At 37.8% G+C, this 25095-nt stretch carries 20 protein-coding genes; 13 read left to right on the plus strand and 7 right to left on the minus strand.

Annotated features, from left to right (window positions below):
• Window positions 1-40 precede the first annotated feature (40 nt).
• The gene (gene hflX, locus EL194_RS04920; protein ID WP_003775630.1) at window positions 41-1321 is read left to right on the plus strand and encodes a GTPase HflX; all 1281 of its coding nucleotides are present in this window, start codon (window positions 41-43) and stop codon (window positions 1319-1321) included.
• 137 nt (window positions 1322-1458) lie between these two features.
• The gene (locus tag EL194_RS04925) at window positions 1459-2922 is read left to right on the plus strand and encodes a DEAD/DEAH box helicase (protein WP_003775629.1); all 1464 of its coding nucleotides are present in this window, start codon (window positions 1459-1461) and stop codon (window positions 2920-2922) included.
• Window positions 2923-3011: 89 nt separating this feature from the next.
• On the opposite strand, the gene EL194_RS04930 is transcribed toward EL194_RS04925, so the two are convergent.
• From EL194_RS04930 to EL194_RS04940, 3 genes are all read right to left on the minus strand, one after another.
• Entirely contained in the window at window positions 3012-6608 is a 3597-nt protein-coding gene (locus EL194_RS04930) for an exo-alpha-sialidase (RefSeq protein WP_126345119.1), read from the minus strand.
• A gap of 198 nt (window positions 6609-6806) precedes the next feature.
• On the minus strand, window positions 6807-7748 hold the full coding sequence (gene mnmL / locus EL194_RS04935) for a tRNA modification radical SAM protein MnmL/YtqA (RefSeq protein WP_003775627.1): 942 nt from the start codon (window positions 7746-7748) through the stop codon (window positions 6807-6809).
• Window positions 7745-8140 (minus strand): GNAT family N-acetyltransferase, encoded by a 396-nt coding sequence (locus EL194_RS04940; protein WP_003775626.1) that lies wholly within the window; start codon window positions 8138-8140, stop codon window positions 7745-7747. Before EL194_RS04940 ends, mnmL begins: the two co-directional genes overlap by 4 nt.
• Window positions 8141-8217: 77 nt before the next feature.
• Between EL194_RS04940 and EL194_RS04945 the strand changes: the two genes are divergently transcribed.
• The 5 genes from EL194_RS04945 (at window position 8218) to murJ (ending at window position 15347) form a co-directional block, all read left to right on the plus strand.
• Window positions 8218-9006: a pseudouridine synthase gene (locus tag EL194_RS04945; RefSeq protein ID WP_003775625.1), complete on the plus strand. Its 789-nt coding sequence runs from the start codon at window positions 8218-8220 to the stop codon at window positions 9004-9006.
• 370 nt (window positions 9007-9376) lie between these two features.
• Window positions 9377-10639 carry a YeeE/YedE family protein gene (locus tag EL194_RS04950; RefSeq protein WP_003775624.1) on the plus strand — a complete coding sequence of 421 codons (1263 nt, stop codon included), beginning with the start codon at window positions 9377-9379 and terminating at the stop codon, window positions 10637-10639.
• A 42-nt stretch (window positions 10640-10681) separates the two neighbouring features.
• The gene (locus EL194_RS04955; RefSeq protein ID WP_003775622.1) at window positions 10682-12379 is read left to right on the plus strand and encodes an FAD-dependent oxidoreductase; all 1698 of its coding nucleotides are present in this window, start codon (window positions 10682-10684) and stop codon (window positions 12377-12379) included.
• 9 nt (window positions 12380-12388) lie between these two features.
• Entirely contained in the window at window positions 12389-13696 is a 1308-nt protein-coding gene (locus EL194_RS04960) for an APC family permease (RefSeq protein ID WP_003775620.1), read from the plus strand.
• Between the two features lie 139 nt (window positions 13697-13835).
• A complete protein-coding gene (murJ, locus tag EL194_RS04965) occupies window positions 13836-15347 on the plus strand; it encodes a murein biosynthesis integral membrane protein MurJ (RefSeq protein WP_003775619.1) in 1512 nt (503 codons plus the stop codon).
• Between the two features lie 33 nt (window positions 15348-15380).
• Here the strand turns inward: murJ and EL194_RS04970 are convergent, their stop codons facing one another.
• Both EL194_RS04970 and msrB read right to left on the minus strand, forming a co-directional pair.
• Entirely contained in the window at window positions 15381-15827 is a 447-nt protein-coding gene (locus EL194_RS04970) for a putative immunity protein (protein ID WP_115354652.1), read from the minus strand.
• Window positions 15793-16203, minus strand: a complete 411-nt coding sequence (gene msrB, locus EL194_RS04975) for a peptide-methionine (R)-S-oxide reductase MsrB (RefSeq protein ID WP_003775615.1) — start codon at window positions 16201-16203, stop codon at window positions 15793-15795. Before msrB ends, EL194_RS04970 begins: the two co-directional genes overlap by 35 nt.
• Window positions 16204-16319: 116 nt before the next feature.
• Between msrB and EL194_RS04980 the strand changes: the two genes are divergently transcribed.
• From EL194_RS04980 to EL194_RS05000, 5 genes are all read left to right on the plus strand, one after another.
• Window positions 16320-17030 carry a response regulator transcription factor gene (locus EL194_RS04980; RefSeq protein WP_034886848.1) on the plus strand — a complete coding sequence of 237 codons (711 nt, stop codon included), beginning with the start codon at window positions 16320-16322 and terminating at the stop codon, window positions 17028-17030.
• Entirely contained in the window at window positions 17017-18927 is a 1911-nt protein-coding gene (locus tag EL194_RS04985; protein ID WP_003775610.1) for a sensor histidine kinase, read from the plus strand. The genes EL194_RS04980 and EL194_RS04985 overlap by 14 nt, the downstream gene beginning before the upstream one ends.
• Window positions 18928-18973: 46 nt before the next feature.
• Entirely contained in the window at window positions 18974-19408 is a 435-nt protein-coding gene (locus EL194_RS04990) for a hypothetical protein (RefSeq protein WP_034886846.1), read from the plus strand.
• Between the two features lie 112 nt (window positions 19409-19520).
• A complete protein-coding gene (locus tag EL194_RS04995) occupies window positions 19521-20216 on the plus strand; it encodes a response regulator transcription factor (RefSeq protein WP_003775607.1) in 696 nt (231 codons plus the stop codon).
• Window positions 20217-20304: 88 nt separating this feature from the next.
• On the plus strand, window positions 20305-21516 hold the full coding sequence (locus EL194_RS05000) for a sensor histidine kinase (RefSeq protein ID WP_003775604.1): 1212 nt from the start codon (window positions 20305-20307) through the stop codon (window positions 21514-21516).
• 192 nt (window positions 21517-21708) lie between these two features.
• On the opposite strand, the gene EL194_RS05005 is transcribed toward EL194_RS05000, so the two are convergent.
• Window positions 21709-22722, minus strand: a complete 1014-nt coding sequence (locus EL194_RS05005) for a YeiH family protein (protein ID WP_003775602.1) — start codon at window positions 22720-22722, stop codon at window positions 21709-21711.
• Between the two features lie 93 nt (window positions 22723-22815).
• Between EL194_RS05005 and EL194_RS05010 the strand changes: the two genes are divergently transcribed.
• Window positions 22816-23679, plus strand: coding sequence for a LysR family transcriptional regulator (locus EL194_RS05010; RefSeq protein WP_003775600.1), 864 nt, complete (start codon window positions 22816-22818; stop codon window positions 23677-23679).
• A gap of 9 nt (window positions 23680-23688) precedes the next feature.
• Here the strand turns inward: EL194_RS05010 and brnQ are convergent, their stop codons facing one another.
• A complete protein-coding gene (gene brnQ, locus EL194_RS05015; protein WP_003775598.1) occupies window positions 23689-24996 on the minus strand; it encodes a branched-chain amino acid transport system II carrier protein in 1308 nt (435 codons plus the stop codon).
• Window positions 24997-25095 lie beyond the last annotated feature (99 nt).

The following is a 25095-nucleotide window of genomic DNA, read 5'->3' on the forward strand; positions in this document are numbered from 1 at the left end:
TAAAACTTGTTATATTGATAGGAGAAGGTTGAGGAAATGCATGTTAGATACAAAAACAATTAAAGAACGCGTCGTTTTAGTCGGCGTGGATTTTGGAAAAAAAGATTTTGACTTAGAATCATCCATGATTGAATTAGGCGATTTGGTTGAAGCGGCTGAGGGAACGGTTGTCTATCAGATTACGCAAAACCGAGATCGTCCTGAGAGTGCAACTTATATTGGGATTGGGAAAATTGAAGAAGTGATGCGTGCGGTGGCAACGTATGATGCGGATACAGTCGTATTCAACGATGAACTCAGTGGATCACAGATTCGAAATCTTGAAAGCTTAATTGGCTGTAAGATTGTCGATCGAACCAATTTAATCCTTGATATTTTTGCTTTGCGCGCAACAACGGCCGAAGGGAAACTTCAAGTAAAGCTTGCGCAACTAAAGTATCGTTTACCGCGCTTAATTGGGTATAGTGACTATTTATCGCGTACCGGTGGTGGTATTGGGACACGTGGTCCGGGTGAACAAAAACTTGAACTTGACCGTCGTCATATTCAACGCGAAATTCTTCACGTCCAAAATGCCTTAACAAAATCAGAGGAAAACCGTGAAATCACGCGCAGTAAACGCTTAAATTCAAATCTTCCAATTATTTCATTTGTAGGGTATACCAATGCGGGTAAATCGACCTTAATGAACGCAATATTAACCAATGGTGATCCTCAAGCAAACGATAAACATGTGTTTGTGAAGGATATGCTCTTTGCGACTTTAGAACCCTCCATGCGTAAGGCGCGTCTTAATAATGGACTGAATGTTATTCTTACGGATACCGTAGGATTTGTATCAAAATTACCGCATACGCTTGTAGAAGCATTTAAAGGGACTCTTGAGGAAATTAAGTATTCTGATCTTATCATTCATGTCGTGGATGCATCCAATCCTGACTTAAACATTCAAATGGATACAACGTATAAAATGCTTCGTGATTTGGATGTTTTGGATCGAAAAATTATCACAGTCTTTAATAAAATGGATCAAGCGATGGATCAAGATATCGTCTTCTATCAAAGTGAATTTGGGAATCGTATGTATATCAGTGCCCTCGACATAGAAGATATTGATCGGTTGGTCGATGCCATTGAGGTAGAACTTGAGTCAAGTTTTAAGAAAGTAAGTTTTGAAATCCCGTTTGCGGATCTTGGAATCTTAGATGCGATTGCATCCAACTATGAAATCATTGGTTTAAATTATACGGAAAAAGGAGCACAATTTCGTGCTGTAATCCGTGAATCGGATCAAAATCGTTATAAAAAATACATAATCTAAAAGATGTGAGTGTTTTTGGATTGCTCATTAACCACTTTGTACTGAGATAGTGTATAATGAAAAAGCACTTTCACACATGTCCAATCGGTATGGTGAATTCGGTTTAGAATAACCATGCATAGAAAAGAGATGATATCGTGAAACATACATTTAAAAATTATGGAATTGATGATTCAATTCTAAAGTCAATTCAGTATTTGGGCTATGAAGCCCCAACAGATGTTCAACAAGAAGTAATTCCGGCAGTATTAAGCGGGAAAAATATTGTTGTACAATCACAAACAGGCAGTGGAAAGACCGCTTCATTTGGGATTCCTATTTGTCATCAAGTTGAATGGAAAAAACGTAAACCTCAAGTTTTAGTATTAGCACCGACGCGTGAACTTGCCATCCAAATCCAAGAAGATTTATTTAATCTTGGTCGTTTTAAACGCTTGAAGGTTGAAGCGTTATTTGGGCGCAGTTCATTTGAGAAGCAAGCACAGCGTTTAAAAGAAATGACACACATCCTTGTCGCAACGCCAGGTCGCTTATTGGATCATATGGCAAGAGAAACCGTGGATCTTTCACATATTGAAACATTAGTGATTGATGAAGCTGATGAAATGTTTAATATGGGGTTTATTGATCAAATTACAAGTATCATCAACCGTATTCCGAAGAAGAGCCAAAAATTGCTCTTTTCCGCGACCATGCCAGAACGCGTTAAAGATCTCTGTACGCTTTACATAAAAAATCCGCAATGGATTGATATTGAAACAGAAAGTCGTGTTGAAGACCGTATTGATGAGCGGTACTATATTGTGGATTATCCCGATAAAATGGCGTTACTTGAATCCGTACTTATTACGGAAAATCCAGATAGTTCAATCATTTTCTGTAATACAAAAGAACAGGTCGAATCCGTAACCAATTTTATGGAAGACTTAGGGTGCAAGGTAGATACTCTTCATGGCGGGATGGAACAACGTTTCCGTACAAAAGTCCTAGCGGACTTTAAACATGGTCTTTTCCGTTATCTTGTTGCTACAGATGTGGCGGCACGTGGATTGGATATTGACGATGTTTCACTTGTTGTGAACTTTGATGTTCCTGAAAACACCGAAAGCTATACGCATCGTGTTGGACGTACCGCACGTGTGGATAAATACGGTAAAGCAGTAACCTTCGCAAGTCCCTATGAAATGAAATTTATGAATCTAATTATAAATGATACGGATCATGAACTTCAAAAAGTTGTGAAACCAGGACAAAGTCTTGTGGATGCACGTCGTGATGCATTTGAAGCCAAACGCGATCGTAAACCTAAAGTCAAAAAAGATAAAGCACATGACTTCAAACAAGAGATTACCAAAATTCATATTAATGCTGGTAAGAAAACTAAAATGAGACCTGTTGATGTGGTTGGAGCATTATGTTCCATTGAAGGCATGAATGCAGAAGACATTGGTGTTATCAGTATTGTGGATGTTTCTACCTTTGTGGAGATTCTAAATGGTAAAGGGGATCTTGTTCTTAATGCTCTTAAAACAATGCCTATCAAAGGTCGACCTCGTAAAGTAAACCGTGCCAATAAAACGGAATACGAACGACTCTTATAAAAAACTAAAAACTGTAGCTGAACCTAAATGGACGCAGCTACAGTTTTTTTTAGAAAAAAGATACGTTATTACTAACGTATCTTAAAATTTTATTGTTTTCGTTTAAAAATCACAAAACCACATAGGGATACAAGCATACCAAGTCCGATAAATCCAGAAACAGCTTGTCCTGTTTTAGGAAGTGTTACATCGGTTTTGTCGGTAGGTGAAATTTGAGCACTGTCTTCAGTATTGCTATCTGGAGTTTCAGGTTTTTGAGAATCCGTATCCGGTTTTGGATCTACGATTGGAGGTGTGATGTTTTCATCAGGATTTGATGGTTCCTCTGTTTCAACCTCACGTTTGCTTAAACCTCTAACGGCTGAGTCCAAGGATTCAATGGCTTCTTTAATCTGAGCTTCGTTTGGTGTAGAAGCTTTGAAGAGACTTCTAAAACTGAAGCGTGGCGTTTGAAGCAGTGCTTTCGCTGAATCAAGAGCATCATAAACAGCCTGTACACTTGTCTGTGTGTAGAGAGCCAAATCAAGTGTATTCATATAATCTTCAACCTCTTGAATTTTCAGACGTAATGAATCTAAAGTATAGTTGCTTAACTCGAGATTATTGATGAATTCATTGAGGTTTATAACCATTTCATCAATCATTTCCTGTGTTGTTTCTGAGTTATCGAGAAGCTCATAGGCTTTTTCTTTTAATTCAAGTAATGGTTTAAAACTTGCTTCGGTATAAAGACTTTGGTTGTAGTTTTCAAGTGTTTTAAGTACTTGATTTAAGCTTGAATAATCAAGAGGTGCACGATACGTTTTTCCATGCAGGGTAATTTCCGCAGCATTTCCATAGTTTTCAAGACCTTTCACAACTTTAAAGATCAGTGTATCCACATGAGCATCCTCAAACGTGATTATTTTCTTTGTAAGGTTTGTATCAAGGGTTCCTTCATTGAGAACATGAAGTGGTGCATCGCCCAATTTACCTAAGATTTGATATTCTGTGACGACACCATTAAGGGTTCCGTCTTGACGTGGTAGATAGGTCAACGCATTCACAACCATGTCATGATGGAACGAAACCGTTACATCAAATGGCGGGTTCTTATCACCCCATTTGGAGTGCCAGAAGGTACTTGGGTCTCCATCAAAGGCTAAACCGATGGGACCTTCTACTTGTGTATTCCCTTTTTCATCTTCTTGACTTGATGCCGTTACATCAAACATTGAGTTTGGAATGTAAGTTGGATCAATCGCACCAATCATTGCATGAATTTGTTGGATGAAATCACCGATGGTAAAGGGATTATCACTTAAGAGTTCTGCTTTGGTAATCAGTTGATCCGCTGCATCCTTCACACTTGGTGCTAAGTTTTCAAAATCAAGGGCTTTAAGTGTTTCAAGCGATTCATCAAGACCTTGTTTATTCGCAATATTGAGTGCTTTTCCATCAAGTGTTTCAAGATACCCTTCAGTAAATCCATTGAGAATGGTGACGGGTTCTGCTAAGTTAAAGCGTAATGTGTTCGTATCAACACGTTTCGGTTTTGTTGTTTGAGTTGTATTATACGTTAACGTTAAGTTTGAACTAGGAATTAAAGCCTTATCCGATTTGATTTCAAGATAGGTATCCTGAATATCAAGACTTAGACTTGAGGTATCTTTGACACCTAAATCTTCAAAGGAGAAGCGCTTAAACATCATCGACATATTATCCCCGTTTTCAGGTTTTTTATGTTCATACATTAAGCCGAAATGTCCATCAGGAAGTGGTTGAACCACATTGTACTCGTAATTTCCACTTTGCATATGCGTATTAGAAAGAAGTACGAGACGTTCACCTTCTAAAACTTGAAGCAGTTTCACAGCCCCATTGGTACGTTTAGGACCATTTGGATTTGCAAGTAAGATATACTCTTTACCTTCATGGTTATAATGTAGGGCGGACATTTGTGAGTAAACATCGGTAATTGGAAGTGTTTCAAGATCATTCTCCCAGGTTTCTCCATTATCATAAGAAGTACCTACCAAAACTTTTCCGGATACATTTCGCGCAAATTGTTTCAGGGTTCCATTATTAAGTTGGACCACTTGAGATTCAGTTACCAATGCACCGCCGTTATTTAAGGTTTTAGAATTTAAAACTTGACCGTTAAAGTTACGATTGTCATTGAGTGATTCCGTTTTATGCCATGTAATACCATCGGCACTTTTGATCATTGATGTAGATTGTGAATTACCACCATGACGGTTAGTATGGTAAATCGGGAAGGCAAGTTCGCCATTTTTAAGTTGAATCCCAACACCGGGACCCGTTCCAATGAACTGCATCCAATCCGCTTTGACTTGTGGTGTAATATCATGGGGTGATGACCATGTTTGACCGTCATCATCTGAATGGGTTAACCATAAATAAGCGGTTTGACGAATGCGTAGAGGACTTTTCTTAAGGTAGATATTTCCCACATACGTATCACCTTCATAAAGGTCACCAAGATCATTGAAAGGCATGCCTTTCTCAGATTCTAAGACAACACGGTAATTCGTGATGATATCAGTATTTAGATCAAATACGGTTCCATCAGCTTTTGCGTAATATTTTTTGCCATCAGTACCTTTCAGAACAATATGGGTACCATCTTCTTTGGTTACATAAGGTTGACCAAAGTCTTGGTCTTCATTTTGGACACTAAAGAATCCACGTGATTCTGGGAACATATCGACTAAAAGATAGATACGTCCATTACGGTTATCTTGTGCCATTGCCGCATCAATGAGGAATGCGGAACTTTGATAGTTCGTATTTACATTTTCCTGAGATACATTTGGATCTGACTTTAGATCAATAATCACTTCGGTATCAGACCATGTTTTACCGCTGTCTTGACTTCTACGGATTGCGATATCGATATTTCCCCAGTCTGCTTGATGGGTAATACGTTTATCAATCGCAGCTAAGACGGTCCCATCTTGCGTTGTAAGAAGACTTGGAATGCGGTAGTTTTTACTGCCATCTTGTCCCGGTGCATAGAGCTCAATTGCTTCTGAAGTCGATGGATCAACAGTTGAAGCAGTGTCGTTATGCAGTGTTTTAATGGTATCGACATCGAGGATGTCATGCGTTAGGTTTAGGGAAGAAATTTTCCCACTAAAAGGCCATAAGTTTTCACCTTTTAAACGTGCAACGCCACCCAGTTTCATACGATTCCAAGGTAAAGATTGGATTTTCGTGAAATCAATATTATCTTGGGATGCAAGTAAGATTCCATCTGCATATATTTCAACACGATTTCCATGATTTAAAACGGTAACGGTGTGCCAGTTTGCGTTGGCAAGCTGGGTACTTGTGCCCGAAGTATTGATAATATGTTTGCCGGTTTCATCTCTGAATTCAATGCCAAGCTTACCGGTACTGTTTTGATAGTAAAGCGCGAAATAGTTGTTTTCCAAATTTGCGTTTGATATTGAAAACAGTGCAGTAAGATCACTGGATAGTGATTCAGAACGGAAACGTAAGGTTAGGGAACCTTGGTTAAATTCTTTGATGTGTGATAAATGGTCGGAAATATCAGCACCTTCTCCCTTTAAGTGTAGGTCATTAAGATTTAGATCATTCATAGCAAAGATAGAACTTGGGTAAAGACTAATACCCAATACAAGTGTAAGAAGCACGACGAAAATGTTACTTATTTTCTTCAATTTAAATACCCCTCTCATATAAGTAATGTATGGATGATTCAAATGTAAGCGCTTCATTCATCGACATTATAGCATCTTTTTTTATCATGTCCAAAACAATTTACAAAATTTCATATTCACGAAAATGAGTTTCTTATAGGGTCGAAAATAAGCATTAAGATTGTGTATTTAACGAAAATGATTACCAAAAAAAGGAGCTTAGCGCTCCTTTTGATATTTACCTTGCCAGGTATTTCTTTTTGCCATAAGTTTATCGATTTCATTAGTGACTACAATTTTACGTATCGTCCAAACTGGGGCAAGCAAATCATCCGCCATACCATCTCCAGTCAGTCGTGCGATCACGATATCTTCGGGGAGACGTTCAATTTGTTTCACAACAACATCCACATACTCATCACGCGTTAAAAGTGGAAACGGTTTTTTTTGATATTCTGCACCCAGTTTTGTTCCCTTAATAATATGAAGCATGTGTATTTTAACCATCTCAGGATGCATTTTCGCAAGATAATCGGCTGTTTCAAGCATCATCTCAGGGGTTTCCTGGGGAAATCCATTAATAATATGAACACAGGTACGAATGCCTGCTGCTTTGAGTTTTTGAATACAGGTAGTGACCGATTCAAGATCATGACCCCGATTCATCCATTCTGAAGTTTCAGGATGGATGGTTTGTAAGCCAATTTCGATCGTCAAGTCTTTCTTACGACTCATTGCTTCAAAATATGCAATCTTCTCATCATCTAAACAATCACTGCGTGTCGCAATATCAATTCCCACAAAACGATCATCATCAAAGAAAGGGTCATAAAGTTTCTTAAGATTTTTTAAGGAATCATGTGTATTCGAATAGGCTTGAAAATATGCAATCTTGGCGGCGTTGGGCCATTTTTGAAGCATTATATTTTCACTGTGCTCGATTTGCTTATCTAAGTCTGGATTTTTTAAAATCATATCCCCTGATCCACGGGCACTGCAAAAGTTACAACCCCCACTTCCACACGTACCATCACGATTTGGACAAGTAAATCCTGCGTCGATGCTGACTTTAAATGCTTTTTGTCCATAAGTCTTCTGGGTAAAGTAGTTATAAGTTTGATAACGCTTGTTATCAAGGGAATAAGGGTAAGGGTTTGTCATCGTAATACCTCCATAATACAATAGTCGATGTCATTGCGGGTAAATGTTTGATTTGTTTGTCTAAAACCAAAGCGTTTATAATATGAAATTTTGCTTGTTCGCGCATTAAGAATGATGCGTCCATTATATAATGATAGCACATGACTTAATAACATGCTCCCGTAACCTTGATTTTGAAGGCTTGGCAGGGTCGCGAATTTTCGAAGCTGAATCGTATCATCATGGTCAACAGCAGTAATCACAGATAGACATTGCTGGTCTATAAAAAGTCCATAGTGAGTTGCATGGAGGTCATCCTCAGTTTGTGCTAAGGTTATGGGTCCATCAGGATACATCGCTTTATGGCGAATGGGTAAAACCTGTTCAATTGTAGTTGTTTGTATGGTAATCATGATTATTCTCCTTGTGACATATTATACGGTAAATGGTAGAATAGAGGTAAATAATTAGAAAATAGATTGAGGACTTTATGAAACAAGCACGACAACAAGCATCAAACGCCAATGAAAAGATTAATCCCATTCAGCACGAAGCACGGGAATCGTTGCGTTTAAATAAATATATCAGTGATTCGGGTTATTGTTCACGTCGCCAAGCAGATCGTTTTATTGCGGAAGGTGTAGTTGCAATTGATGGTGTTACGGCCACTGTTGGCCAGCAAGTACTGCCAGGGCAACGTGTAACCGTTGAAGGCAATCACGTTACCATCGATGACGAGAAAGTTTATATCGCTTTAAATAAACCACGTGGTATCACGTGTACAACAGATGGAGCTATTGAGGGAAATATTTCAGATTTTATGAACTACCCAAAGATGATTTTCCCAATAGGACGTTTGGATAAAGATTCCAGCGGCTTAATTTTACTTACCAATGATGGTGATATCGTTAATAAAATATTACGCGAAGAATACGGCCATGATAAAGAATACATCGTATCGGTGAATAAAACGATTGATGAAGACTTTATTACCAAAATGTCTAAAGGGGTTGAAATCTATAACCAACAAACCCATCGTATGCAAGTTACCAATCCATCTGATGTGGAGCAAGTTGCACCGAAGACATTTCGTATTGTTTTAAATCAAGGTCTCAATCGCCAAATTCGTCGTATGACGAAGGCATTGGGTTTTAAAGTCACAACGTTAAACCGGGTTCGAATTATGAATATTAATCTGGGTGATTTAAAGGTAGGGGAGTGGCGTTATCTAAGTGTCCATGAACTTGAGGAAATGAATCGACGTATCCAAAGCCGCTAAGCGGCTTTTTTTTGTGCTATAATCAATTTTTATCATGCAATAGGTTTTGGTTATAAGCAATGCTTATGACAAAAGCACAAAAACCGGTGAATTTTGTGATACAAGTTATTAATTTCACAAACACAAAAGAAATAAATCACTTTTAAATCGAAAAAAGTGATATAAGAGCAGATTATGGCTAAAGTCCATAAAACTCGTGAGTTAATTAGTTGAAATGTCATCGATACGTGATACGATTTATGAGCAAGGCAACGATTAGCCTTAAACATTTGATGATTATCCATGCGGTCATGCGCAAAAGATACGGGGATCTGATAATCAAATAAATGTAAGGTGTCGTTTGCATCTTTGTCATTCATAGGAGGAGAACATGAAGAAGACAGAAAATATTATTGGATTTGTATTGCTTATCGCAGTATTCATCCTTGGAAAGAATTTCTTAGCGTCTGATATGCATTTATTCAGACTTGTAATGGGGATTGCATTAGGATATACATTAACACGTGCTGCAACGGGGTTTGCAGGAAGTGTGAACCGTGCCGCAAATACAGGTTCCACAAAATTAATGAAAACCTTAATGTTTATGTTCTTTATTACCACAGCATTATCCGCATCGTTTATGATTTTCCAAGATCCATCACAAATGGATTTATGGGTTAATCCAATTAATGGTGGCTTACTTGTTGGGGGTGTGCTTTTCGGATTTGGGATGGCATTCTCATCATGCTGTGCATCCGGGGTTTTAACGGATTTAATTACAAGTTTACCACGTGCTTTAATTACACTTGTATTCTTTAGCTTTGGGGTCTTTATTGGATTCCCACTTCAAAAGCAAGGTTGGGTTGCGACATCATGGTTTGTATCTGAAGTTGGATCACAAACTGCAGGTGGTGTCTTCTTACCAGACCTCTTTAAATGGGATGGTCTTGGTGGATACCTTGGTGCTTTAATCTTAACGGCCCTTCTTTGTGGTCTTGTGGTTGTGCTCGCAAATAAATACGAAGCAAAACGTAAAAAAGAGGGTACATACACAGGTCATTTTGTGGAAAAAGGCCAAGACAGTATGGAAGCATTTGAAGTTGAGAAAGATTATGCTTTCCCAACAGAAAGTACTTATGAACGTCTCTTTGTAAAGACATGGACTTTAAAACAAGGTGCAGTGATCATCGCGATTCTCTTTACATTATTAATGGGTGTTACTAAAGCAGGTTGGGGTGCATCAACACCTTACGGATTCTGGTTCGGTAAATTCTTAACACTCTTTGGTGTATCCGCAGAATCTCTAGGATCATTTACACAAATGGATCCAGCTGTATTCTCAAAACCATTCTTAGCAAACCCTGTGACAGTTCAAAACATGGGTATCCTTGTCGGAACTGCAGTATACTTACTGACAGCAGGTAAATTTAAAAATACATTTATGTCAGAACTACACATTACCGTTAAAGATGGACTTCTTTATGCAATGGGTGGTATCACAATGGGTGTTGGGACACGTCTTGCGAATGGATGTAACGTTGGTGCTTTATATACACCGATTGCGAACTTCTCATTATCCGGCTGGGTGTTCCTTGTTGTGATGGTAATCGGTGGTTACTTAGGAAACAAACTTGCGAAACATTTACAAAAATAAACAACTTAAAACGATAACTTAGAAAAGAAAGAGGATTCTACCATGAGTAAAAGAATATTAATTGTTGGAGGGGTAGCTGGAGGTGCTTCAGTTGCAGCTCGTGTTCGTCGTCAAGATGAACATGCGGAAGTCATTATGTTTGAACGCGGACCGAATGTGTCCTTCTCAAACTGTGCCTTGCCTTACCACTTAAGTGGCATTGTCGCATCAAGTGATGACTTAGTCTTAATGACACCAGAACAATTTAAAAAACAATATAACATCATTGCACGCACAAGCACTGAAGTTCTAAAAATTAATCGTGATGCGAAAACTGTAACGGTTAAAAATCTTGAAACCGGTGAAGAAATGGATGAAGCATATGACAAGCTTGTCTTATCACCAGGAGCAAGTGCAATTTTACCACGCAGTATCGAAGGCGTTGACGGTGATAATGTCTTTACCGTACGTAATGTTGTCGACATTAAAAAATTAAACGGACATATCGTCAACAACAATATTGAAAACATTACCGTTGTTGGTGGTGGATTTATCGGTGTTGAAGTTGCGGAAAACTTGCGTCATGCAGGTAAAAACGTAACACTTGTGGAAGCAATTGATCAAATCATGAGTCCATTCGACTATGATATGGCACAAGTACTACATAAAGAAATGATGGATCACGGCATTAACCTGATTCTGGGTGATGGCGTTAAGAAGATTACAGAAACAAGTGTTGAACTGGGTTCAGGAACAATCTTAGAATCCGGTGCAGTTGTAATGGCAATCGGTGTTGCACCTGAAACAAGTCTTGCGAAAGCTGCAGATCTTGAAATCGGTGTTACAGGTGGAATTAAAGTTGATCACAATTACCTTACAAATGATAAAAACATTTATGCAGTGGGTGATGCGATTGAAGTCTTCCATCAAATCACACATAAACCAACACGTCTTGCACTTGCAGGTCCTGCTCAACGTCAAGCACGTGCAGCCGCAGATCATATGTATGGAATTCCTCATAACAATAAAGGTGTTGTTGGATCATCATGTGTTCAAGTATTTGACTTAAATGCTGCTTCAACCGGTCTTAATGAAAAAATGGCAAAGGCTAACGGTTTCGATTATGACTTTGTTTACATTATCCCTGGTGATAAAGTTGGATTAATGCCAGATGCAAATCCAATGCACTTTAAACTCTTATTTGAATATCCAACAGGTAAATTACTGGGTGCACAAGCAATCGGTAAGGGAAATGTTGATAAACGTATTGATGTGATTGCGACAATGATTCAAATGGGTGGAACTCTTGAAGATCTTAAAGAAGTTGAATTATGCTATGCACCACCATTTGGTACGGCTAAAGATGTCGTGAATCATGCAGCGCTTGTTGGTTTAAACCTTCTTTACGGTCGTTTCAACCAAGTTCCTGTAACGCAAGTTCGTGAATTGGTAGAGTCCAATGCATGTATTATAGATGTTCGTGAAGAACATGAATATGCATTAAGTCACCTTATCAATGCAGTAAATATTCCATTAAGCCAAATTCGTGATCGCTTGGATGAAATTCCTACAGATAAACCTGTATATTTACACTGTCGTTCAAGCCAACGTTCATACAATGCTGTAATGGCACTTCAAAACCTTGGTTTTGATAATGTGATTAATATTTCAGGATCATATCTTGGAATCTGTGTTTATGAATACTTTAATGATCAAGTCACAGGCCGTGATAAAATCGTTACAGAATACAACTTTAACTAAGGAAAATCTATGCGCAAAAGACTCAGTAAACTGGATATCTTGGCGCTTGCATTAGGTTCAATTATCGGTTGGGGATCGTTTACGCTCCCAGGGACCAAGTTCTTGCCCGAAAGTGGTGTGATTAACACTGCAATCGGGCTTATTCTTGGTGGAATCGCAATCATCTTTATTGTTCAAGGATATCATGTCATGATGTCTACCCATCATGAAGATGGTGGTGAATTCTCATATACGTACAATAACTTAGGAAAAAAACACGGTTTCATTGTAGGCTGGTTCTTAATTCTCTGTTATATCAGTATGGTTCCCCTAAATGCGACAGCATTTGTGCTTGTCGTGAAGAAACTTTTTGGATCTGTTGTAACGTTTGGATACCTCTATGATATCGGAGGAACCTCCGTATATCTCTCAGAAATACTTATCGCGAGTTCCATCATCATCGTGTTTGCGAAAATTAATATCCAAGGACTTAAAATGAGTTCAAAAGTTCAAAATGTGATGATTTTACTTACGGTCGCAAATATTATGGTAATCTTCACCATGATGCTTACCACACAAGGAACTTCCGTTTTAAAAGAATACTACATTACACCTTATACCTTTGATCTTGCTCAAATTGCAAAAGTCTTTGCAATTGCGCCTTTTCTCTTTGTAGGGTTTGATGTAATACCTCAAGTATCAACGGATTTAGACTTCAGTGCTTCAAAAGCCGTTCGAGTCACCATTCTTGCTGTATTTGCAGGCGTTGTATTTTATAATCTCAATAACATCACCACTGCCTTGGTCTTTGCGCCACAAGCAGGTGTGCTTGAGGAGTGGGCATTAGGATCAGCGGTTTTAAGTCGCTTGGGATTTGCGGCATTTATCTTGATGCTGATTTCACTAGCAGGGGCTGTATCGGGCGGTATTAATGGCTTTATGCTTGGGGGTAGTAAACTTATTGGGGCATTAGCTCAATATAAACTCATTCCTGAAAAGTATAACTATGAAAACCAAAATGGTATGTACACGAAAGCAATACGCTTTATTACAATAGTAAGTCTTGTTGCTCCATGGTTTGGACGTGAGATGATTATTTATATCGTCGATATGTCATCGCTTCTAGCGGCCATTGTTTACTTCTATGTTTGTATGATTAGCTATCGAAAATCGATTGGATACTCACGAAAACTGAGTGCCGTCGGTGCTTTTGTAAGTCTTGTATTTATGGGACTTCTCGTCATACCGGGATCACCTGGACAACTCCAGTTACCATCATTTATCTTTATGATTATTTGGTCGTCACTCGGTGTTTTCTATTACTTTAAATATCAATAATACATTAGGTTAAAGCATGGGTGCTTTAACCTTTTTTATCGGCGTGTAAAGACCGGGAAAGTGTTTAATTGTGTGACACGACATTTTCGTTAGGTTTCGTTGATTAAAAGGGTATAATAGAAAAGAAAAGAGGAATTCCATGAAACGTAATGCAGCCTATTTAACCATCGCAATTCTTATCTCAAAAATATTGGGTCTTGTAAGAGGACTTGTTTTATCGTATTTTTACGGAACATCAATGGTATCCGATGTTTACTTTACATCATGGAGTATTCCTAACGTTATCTTTGGATTTGTGGCAATTGGACTTGTGAGTACGTTTATTCCAGTTTATATTCGTGCATCGGAAGAACAGGGTGAATCTGTTGCGGATCGTTATATGAGTGATGCTCTTAACTTGATTACAGTTCTAGCCGTAGTTCTGGTATTATTAGGGCTTGTCTTTACCAAAGAATTGGTACTGGTGTTTGCGCATGGGTATACAGGTGCGAAACTGGAACTTGCTGTTCGCTTCACTAAAGTTACGTTATTATCAATCTTCTTCATTGGAGCGCGTTCGATTTATGAGAGTTATCATGAGATTCATAATCGCTTTCTTATTGCGCCAATTGGAAGTTTCATGATGAATATTGTAGTTATTCTATCAATATTCATGAGTGTGAAGACGGATATCATGGTTTTACCCATTGGGATTTTTATTGCGAGTGTCATCCAATATCTTTTTGCTTACCTTACATCAAAAGGTAAAGGGTTTAAGCGTCGTCTAAGTTTTGATGTCCGTAATCCTTATGTGAAGATGATGACTGTGATGGCGATTCCAATTATTCTGGGTGCTTCAATTGATCAAATAAATCTTGTTATTGATCGGACAATTGCCTCCACGTTTGTTGATGGATCGATTTCCGCCATCAGTTATGCATCGCAAATCAATGATGCGGTATTGGGGGTTTTCGTTTCAACGATGGCGACAGTCCTTTATCCAACCCTGGTGGGGAATGCGGTTCGTAATGAAACAGAACAACTCAAGGGAACTGTTACGAAAATATTAAATGTTGTTAATTTATTAATGATTCCTGCATCGATTGGTATTATGGTGCTTTCAAAACCGATTGTGATGATGCTTTTAGGGCATGGTCAGTTTGATGATCAAGCGATTGTAGTTACAGGTACAATTCTATTTTTCTATGCTTTGGGTCTTGTGGCTTTTGGAATGCGTCAAGTTTTAACGAAAACCTTCTATGCATTGGAAGATACCAAAACTCCGGTACGGATTGGTGTTGTGTCCGTCGTCGCAAATATTCTATTAAATCTTGTACTTTCGAAGATAATGGGGGTAACCGGTCTTGCTCTTGCGACAACATTGGCTGCATTTATCGGTTCGCTGTTACTCTATAATGCTTTGCGTATACGCTTAGATGGTTTGAGAACAGGTCAGTTTATTCGTTCATTCTCTAAAACGGCGTTCGCCTCACTTATAATGGGTTTTGCGGTTTATGCCATCTATTATCCAACCATCCTCAGTGATATCGGAAAAAAAGGGGTCGTGATTGCGATTGGCTTTGGTATTGCGGTCTATATGTTGGTGATGCATTTTATGGGTGTACCTGAATATGATGAAATTATAAAAAAACGAATCAAGGCTAATGCATAAAAAAAACTTCTTTGAAGAACTCGTTTTGTTCTTTTAAGAAGTTTTTTTATCGAGATAATTGGATAAGGTATCAAGTTGCCATTTACGTTCAATTGAACGTTTGCTGCGTTTTCCAACTTGTACTGCTTTTAATGCATAATCTGCACATTGGATGCCATGTGCTTTAACTTGTGTTGTTCCTGCGGCATGACCACTGGCTCTGAGTAAATAGACGTGTTCTGTTTTTGTGAGCTCCCGTGCACGCTCATGTGCCTTTAAGGCGCGTTTTCGTGCTTCATCTGTCGCCATGGTTCCTTCTACCCAATCTCGGGTAGCTTTAAGGGATGCGCTAGCATGTACATCTTTGTAGCGACAAAGGGTTAAGGCATGTTCAAGGCAATCTCCAGCCCACATCACAACGATGTGTTTTGGTGCTTCTTTTAAAAGCGATTCTAATAATTCTGTATCAGTCATGTTTGATGTGTTGGATATACTGTCCATAGCCTTCTTCTTCCATTTGATCAAGTGGAATAAAACGAAGTGCAGCGGAATTGATGCAGTATCGAAGTCCACCCAGTTCTTGAGGGCCATCATTAAAGACATGGCCAAGATGTGAATCTGCATTTAAGGAACGTACTTCGATTCGTCGTGTTTCATCTTCAACCTCAAGCAATGCATCAATCGGTTTTGAAAAAGCGGGCCATCCACACCCTGCATTAAACTTATCATTTGATAAGAAAAGAGGTTCGCCACTTACGATGTCGACATAAATTCCTGGTTCATAAAAATCATCGTATGCTCCAGTAAATGGTGCTTCAGTAGCACTATTTTGGGTTACTTCATATTGAAGTGGTGTGAGTTTATTTTTTAAATTCATCCTTATGTCCTCCTGAATTAATTATAGACGAATCTGGTATCTTAAACAATTCTTAAACATTTGGACCGTTGGTTTTTAAACAGTTACTCCCTATAATAGAACTAAGAGGTGACGAGATGGCAAAAATTTTGATTTGTGATGATGAACGAGATATTGTGAACGCATTAAAAATTTATTTATCACAAGAAGATTATATTATTTATGAAGCATTTAATGGCGTCGAAGCATTGGAGATTCTTGTACAAGAGCATATTGATCTTGTGTTATTGGATGTTATGATGCCTGTTATGGATGGGTTGGAAGCGATGATGCACATTCGTAAAACAACGACAATACCAATTATTCTTCTGACCGCAAAGGGGGAAGACACAGATAAAATTTTAGGATTAAATGTAGGGGCTGATGATTACATCACAAAGCCGTTTAATCCAATGGAAGTAATCGCACGGGTAAAATCACAACTTCGTCGTTATACACAATTTAATCAGGGTTATGTGGAGACATCACACATATTAAAAGTAGGTGGTTTGGAACTTAATGATGAAACCAAATCGGTAAGTATGGATGGAAAACAGGTTCGTTGTACGCCTACAGAGTTTGATATCTTAAAGTTTTTGATGGAACATCCAAACCGTGTCTTTTCGCCCAAGCATATTTATGAACATGTATGGAAAGACCATTCTTATGGTGCGGAAGGAACGGTTGCCGTTCATATTCGTCACTTAAGAGAAAAACTCGAAATCAATCCATCAGAACCCCGTTATTTTAAAGTGGTATGGGGGCAAGGGTATAAAATAGAAGGAGAACTAAAACATGAATCCGAATAAACGCAAACATTTTGTAATCCGCTTCGTATCGGCAGCAGTCTTTATCGCATCATTAAGTGGATTTGCCGGGAGTATCTATGCATTGGTTAAGATGCAATCCTTGCATGTAAACAGTATGGCTCCGGAAGCAGTACGGGAATATGTTTTTAATGAAACTGCGCAAGAACAAATTCATTCTTTAATTCGAATGTCATCATTTGATAATGTGTCCGACAAGCGCTTTTCCGGAGGAATTAAAGATACGGAAACATCCGTAGTGTCACCCAATCATTTTTTTAAAATCTATAATTCGGACAATACGCTTTTATACAGTAAAGAAACCCCTTCGAAGTCTGGATTTATCACAGTCTATACTCTTTCGGATTATCAAAGCGTGGATGAATATGATGATTACGGTAATTACATAAAATCTCAGATGATTCAAAAAGAATATAAAGTTGAAAGTCAGATTGTAAAGGGGGCACATGATGTTTTCTGGTTCTATGAAATCTTAATCACCAAGCTCTTAGAAATAGGCTATCGACTGTATGGAATACTGATTGTCTCTGCCTTCTTAATGCTTGCTTCATGGGTCACTTTCACAAAACATGCAGGGATACGTAATGATGAAGGCACAATCGAACAGAATCCTTTTGATCGCATTCCTTTAGAACCCTTTGCACTTTTATATTTATTCGTTTTTGGATTTTCAATCAGTCTTATTGGCGAGAGTGTAAATCTGTTCTATCGTGATGTTCCCAATGCATTTCTCATGGGCAGTAGTATAACATTCCTCTTATTAGGCTTGTCATTTATTTTTTATAATTCGTTTATTAAACGTATTAAAGCTAAACAGTTATTGGTGAACTCATGGATTTATCGATGGGGATATTTACCGATAAAACGTCTCTATAAATCATCGTTCCAAAATCGTGACCTGATTCTTAAAGTTTCTATGATTGTGGGAGCATCTTTATTGTTCGATTTCATAACGATGATCTCAATCTCTAATCATAATAACGGCACCATGATCTTTTTCTGGTTACTTAAAACAGGAGTGGTTGTTTATTTTATCCTAAAATTTACGTTGGATGGTAAAGTGATTCGAGATGCGACACACGCGATGGTTTTTGGAAATTTAGATGAGCCTCTTGATACAACAAAATTCCATGGTGTCCTGAAAGATCATGCACACGATTTAAATCAACTTTCAGATGGGATGCATCTTGCGGTTGAGAAACAAATGAAATCAGAACGCATGAAAACAGATTTGATTACAAATGTTTCTCATGACATCAAAACCCCACTGACCTCAATCATCAATTACATTGGACTTCTTGAACAAAAATCGTTTGAAGATCTTGAAGTGCAAGAATACTTAGATGTTCTTTCCAGACAATCTTCACGACTTAAGAAATTAATTGAGGATTTGGTTGAAGCATCGAAAGCAAGTTCAGGATCCATTCATCTTAATCAAGAAGATACCGATCTTAATGTCCTTTTAGATCAGGTCATTGGTGAATACCGTGATCGCTTTGATCAGAAACAATTAGAACTCGTCTTGACTCAGGATGTTGTTTATGCGAATTTAGATGGGAATGTTCTCTTTCGTATTCTGGATAATTTGTTTGGAAATATCTGTAAGTATTCCTTAATGCAATCTCGGGTTTATGTCTCACTAAAACACATTGATCAGAATGCAGTTCTTGAAATTAAAAACATTTCAGATGTATCCCTAAACATCAGTGCGGATGAATTAATGGAACGATTTGTACGTGGGGATGCATCCCGAAATACAGAAGGTAGTGGTCTGGGACTTTCAATCGCAAAAGCCTTAACTGAAGTAATGGGAGGAGACTTGAAGTTGCATATTGATGGCGATCTCTTTAAAGTCAAATTAAGCTTTCCACTAAAGTGACATGCTTCGTTTTCTCACGTATAATAAAGTGAAGGAGACGGTGCATATGAATCAAAAATTATTTAAACTTAAAAATATCATCGTCTTAATTGCAGTCATTAATTTTATGATGTTGACGATGGTGCGGGTTATACTCTATTCGGAGTTACATCTTGTTTACCGGTCACATTTTAAAATGTTTCTCTATGGGTGTTTCTTTACCTGTATGATTTTATTAATGTTTTATTTGGTTTATTATCTGGTGAGACCGAATGCTTTTGACCGACGTTATGGAATTGAAAATATTTCGCGTCGTGTCTTTCTAACTGTCTTTCTTCTCGCTTGTGTTTTATATTTAGGATCGATGATGACACGCTATGTTATCAACCTTGATCGAACTGAAATTCAACGGGATGGTATGATCGAAGTAACGACACATGGAAATGTTGAACGTTATCGTGATTGTGGACCTTTGTTTATGGAATACATCACGACGGATTAAGATAAAAAGCGATCAAATATGATCGTTTTTTTTGTGATTTTGAATAACAATTATTGACAAGAAAAGTGAGAATCTCTATATTTAAACTTGATTTACTTGAGGAGGATGTTTTATGAATCGTATACTTGTGGTCGATGATGATTTTGAAATTCGGGAACTACTTGAACTACTACTTACAAACGATGGCTTTCAAGTGCAGACGTATTCGAACGGGTATGATGCATTGGAGGCGCTTGATGATGGATTTGATTTAGCGATTTTAGATGTGATGATGCCTGAGATTGATGGTATTAAACTGTGCCGGAAAATACGTGATGCACATCAAATTCCAATTCTTTTTCTGACAGCTAAAGAGAAAGAAGAAGATGTTGTGAGAGGGTTTTCTGCGGGTGCCGATGATTATGTAATGAAGCCCTTTTCATATCTAGAGCTTAGTGTTCGGGTTAAAGCACTTTTACGACGTTACTGTAATTATGGAAGTAAGCAACAAGGAAATGACTATGAGATGCTTGAAGAAGGAAATCTACGCTTAAATCGAAGAACCAATGAAGTCTATAAAAATGGAGTTTTACTTGACTTAACGGAGCGTGAATATCGTATTTTACGTCTTCTTTTAGGGAATCCAGGCCGTATTTACACCATGGAACAACTTTTTGAAATTGTATGGGAAGATACGTATTTCTATTCCTGTTCCAATACAGTCATGGTTCATATTCGTAATCTCCGTAAAAAAGTAGAAGATGAACCCAATAAACCTAAGATTGTGAAAAATGTTTGGGGTAAAGGGTATACATACGATGGTCTTTAGGCAGACGAAAAAGCCAACACGGCTTTCGTTTCAAATTCTTATCTACATCCTTATTGCGACGGTTATGAGTTCTTGTTTATACTGCACGATGAGACATTTTTCAGAAGTCTATATCACAAGTGTCCATCCCAATCGTAATACGATTCATCAACGTGTGGATTCCTTACAAACTTATATCGCGGAAAAAAAGATTACTGAGCAGTCCCTTGATCAACTCAATGACTGGGTTAAACAATATCCATATTCGCTTTTTTATATCTACAATGATTCGAAATTGTTGTATACCAACGATCTTGAGGTGGAAGTACGCTCATTTGATACACGCAATGATGCATCATATCCACTTCAAACATTTGGTCTCGATGTAAGCGGATCACCGCTTCGTGTTGATATTATGAGCCAGGATAATATTGAATTTCTAGATCGTGTTGATCAAGTGAACCGCGTAGTTTCGTTTATCGCATTCGTAACGGTGATGTGTATTTTATTACGAAGTATGACCTCTTACATTGAAACCATTACCAATGAGTTGAATGCGATTGGTGGGGGGATGCTTGAGACGAAAGTATCTGAACAAGGAAATGATGAATTAACGGATCTAGCCCGTGGCATTAATATGATGCGTGAGGCACTGATTGCGAATACTGAGATGGTTGTACGATCACAAGAAGCATTAAAAGATGCAACCACAACCTTATCGCATGATATTCGAACGCCAATGACAATATTACTGGGTTATCTTGAATACTTACAAAATGATGAAACTTTGAATTCATCGCATCACGATAAAATTCATCGATGTTATGATAAAGCACATCAAGTTAAAGATTTAACTCAAGAATTACTCCAATGCTTCACAGATATCGCAAACCAAGAAGAGCATTCCTTTCCAATTATTAAAACATCTTTCAATGACTTAAAACACGATTTTTTAAAGCAATTACGGTCATCGCTTGAGGTGTATGGTATTGAGGTTGTGGTTGAAGATTTAGGTAAGCAGGAGGGTTGGTGTTATGTTTCTCATATCCTAATGCATCGTATTTTTGATAATGTAACGTCAAATATTATTAAATACGCTCAATATGATCAAGGGGTTAAGGTTAAAATAAAAATGATCGGTACAAAAGTTCGTATACTTGTTGAGAATGAAATAGCCTTGGTGCCAAGAAATCATGAGAGTTATGGTATCGGGTTAAGAAGCTGCGAACGCTTGATGAATCTTCAAGATGGATTTTTAACGTGGAATCGCAATGGAACCCAGTTTCAATTATGTTTGGAGTTAATAGTTAAGAATTATTAAGAAAAAGAAAATTCTATTCGAGGCAATAATTTTGTATACTGACAATGTCTTAAAACTGAATGACCGTATACATAATTAATCTCGTTGATTTGATAGCGTCATGTTATCAATCCATATTCTTTCCACTATCAGTCCTTCAGTTTCATCTAGACACACAAAAAAACAGGAAATTCATCCTGTTTTTTTGTGTGTCTAAACAATGCCCATCATAAATTCAACACCCAATGCAACGACCACCACGAGTAAAGAAATAATAAAACCGTGGAGGAACGGATTAAGTCCAGTCTTAATCATGGATTTAAATTTTGTATTCAATCCAATTGAAGCAAGTGCACAAACCATTAAAAACTTACTAATTTGTTTGAGAAGATGACTGACGCCAACGGGTATAATACCAGTACTGTTGAGGATAGCCATTCCAATAAATAATAAAATAAACCAAGGTATGATTTGTGTTAATTTAAGGGACTCATTTGCGGGAGTTAAGCCATCACGTTTTTTAACGTGTGCATGAATTAATGAGAAGACAATTACGGTTGGAATAATAGCCAACGTCCGTGTTAATTTCACCATCGTCGCGAAATCACCTGCTGCTTCCGAAAATGCATAGCCCGCTGCCACAACACTTGATGTATCATTCACAGCAGTTCCTGCCCACAAACCATAAGCCATATCTGTGAGACCCAATGCTTTTCCCATGATAGGGAATAATACAATCATCAGTACATCAAATAAAAATGTTGCGGACATCGCATAAGCGATATCTTCATCTTCTGCTTCAATGACAGGTGCAATCGCAGCAATTGCGGAACCACCACAAATTCCAGTACCAGCAGAGATTAAATTGGATAACTTCCAATTTAAACCAAGTTTTTTCCCAATAAAGTATCCTCCACCAAAACATGTAAGCAGTGTAAATACCATAACCGCTAAGGATAGTTTTCCAACTGTTAAGATCATCGTAATATTTAGTGATGCTCCTAAAAGAATGATTGCGAATTTTAAAACATGCTTGGATGTGAATTTTAAACCTGTTTTGATAACAGGACTGGGTTCTTTCCACGTATTCACAAGCATTCCAATAAGCAGTGCAATGACGGATGCTCCGACAAATTTAACGGGTAATAGGCTTTCAAGTAGAATAGCGATAAGGGCTACTAGGCATGAAAGCATAAAACCGGGTGTATATTTTTTAATTGAGTTCATAAGACCCCTCTTTCCAAAGAAAGTATAGCATGTCTATTCATAACGGTTTATTATTCTGTGTTATAATAGATAAAGAATATTTATGGAGGGTGTATGGATCCAAAGTTAAAAACATTAATGACGGTGATGGAGTTGGAAAGTTATACAGAGGCTGCCACCGTGCTTCATTTAACCCAACCTGCAGTTTCTCAACACATTAAGCGCTTGGAATCAATCTACCAATGTAAGTTGGTTTTTTTTGAAGGTCGAGTCTTGCATTTTACACAATCAGCCTATTTACTTTATGATTACGCTAAAATACAAAGTGCATACCAGGAGGTGTTGTTTCAAAAACTTGAAGGTGTTGAAAACCCGGTATCCATTGGTATGACTCTGTCGATTGCGGATTACTATTTTCCGACATCTTTACGATCGTATCTTATTGAAGAGTGTGTCAATTTTAAAATTAAAGTTGCGAATACGGATACGCTTTTAGAGGATTTGAAATCGGGTGTTATTGATTGTGCTTTGGTTGAAGGCATGTTTGACCAAGATATTTTTACTTCTCATATCTTTACAGAAGCTCGCTTTATGCCCGTAGTGGCACGAAATCATCCTTTGGTGGGTCGAAGTGTGAGTTTAGAGAAACTCCTGTTATATCCGGTTATAGTGCGTGAGCCAGGTTCGGGTACGCGCTCAATTTTCGAAAACTGGTTGACGGCTCATAATCATCGCTTAACCTCATTTCAATCCGTACAAGAGATTGGTAGTTTTCAAACAATCAAAACATTTTTAAAACAATCCCATGCTGTTTCATTTATGTATACCAAAGTTGCGCATGAAGAAATCGAAAACAAAGCATTAACATACCTTGATCTCGAAGATTTTGAATTAAAACGGCCTTTACACTTTGTGTATCTAAAACATCACTTGAAACAAAAAGAAATTGAGGCAATTTATCATCTAACCCAAAAATAAAAGAGGAACTTATTGAAGTTCCTCTTTCTTTTGGAGCATTAAACTAAATAATGCAAGGATAAATGTGGGAACAACCCATCCAAGATTAAGTGCGTAGAAGGGCAGTGCTCGACAGAATTGAGTTATGAGGGGAATTGAAACTTTGAAATGATCAAGGACTGCAATAACACTAAAAAGCGTACTGGATATAATTGCGATCCGGTATGTAAGGGTAGAGGGTCTTGAGGATAAACCTAAGAGTATTAAAACGATTGCGGCTGGATAGACACACGCGAGGATGGGACCACTGATTTTCAGAATTGTTGTGAGCCCAATATTGGAGATTGCGAAACTTATAAAGCAAAGGATTGATACACTACGACGGTAGCTTAAGCGTGGATATCGTTCCGCAAAGAATTCCGCAGAACAACTGATAAGACCCACACAGGTTGTAAGACAAGCAAGAAAGAAAAGCATACCAAGAACAAAAGGACCATAATTTCCAAATAAACGTGTTCCAAGATGTGCAATAACTTCCGCACCATTTTGAGCCTGAATAAGCTCACTTGACATGAGATTTCCTAAAAAACCAAGCATACAGTAAACAACAAACAAGAGAACCCCTGCAATAACACCTGATTGTACAGTTGCTTTTCGAACTTGTTGTTCATCTTTCAATCCATAACTCTTAATTGACATTGTGACTAAAATACCAAGGTTTAAAGCACCCAATCCATCGAGTGTTAAGTAACCATCCACAAGACCACTTGCGAAAGCGGACCCGGATGTGAGATAAGGCTCATGAGAAATGGTGTTTCGGGACAAGCTTGTGAAGAAAGCAGCACCAAACAAAATTAGAATAAACAGTAAGAGTAATGGTGTTAAGATTTTTCCAACACGATCACTGAGTGCTTGTGGTTTAATACAAAAACCAAAGCATAAAAGAAAAAATAAGAATGAATAAATCAATAATCCAATTTGGACATGATGCGGGTTATTAAAGAGGAGACGCAGTGAGGTTTCAAAAGGCATAATACCCGCTCGAGGTACCGATAAGAGTGGACCACTTAAAAGATACAAAATAGTTGGGAAAATCAATGCAAAGCAAGGATGAACTTTATGCGTTAGATTTAAAAATCCATCTTGTTTTGAAACAGCAACCAGTGCGAGAATCGGTAAAAGTACAGCCGTAACACTGAATGCGAAAATACCAATCCATTTATGAGATCCTGCAAGATAACCAATCATCGTCGGAAAAATAAGATTTCCAGCACCGAAAAACATCGAAAACAACATTAAACTTACAGATAATAACTGTGATTTTGATAATTTATTCATATATAATACCCCTTAAAATTTTAATTTCATTTTCTAATTATTCTTTAATGAACAAATATTGTCAATAATAATCATAAAAAAAAGAGCCACTTAAGACTC

Source organism: Erysipelothrix rhusiopathiae (assembly GCF_900637845.1).
Lineage (GTDB): Bacteria > Bacillota_I > Bacilli_A > Erysipelotrichales > Erysipelotrichaceae > Erysipelothrix > Erysipelothrix rhusiopathiae.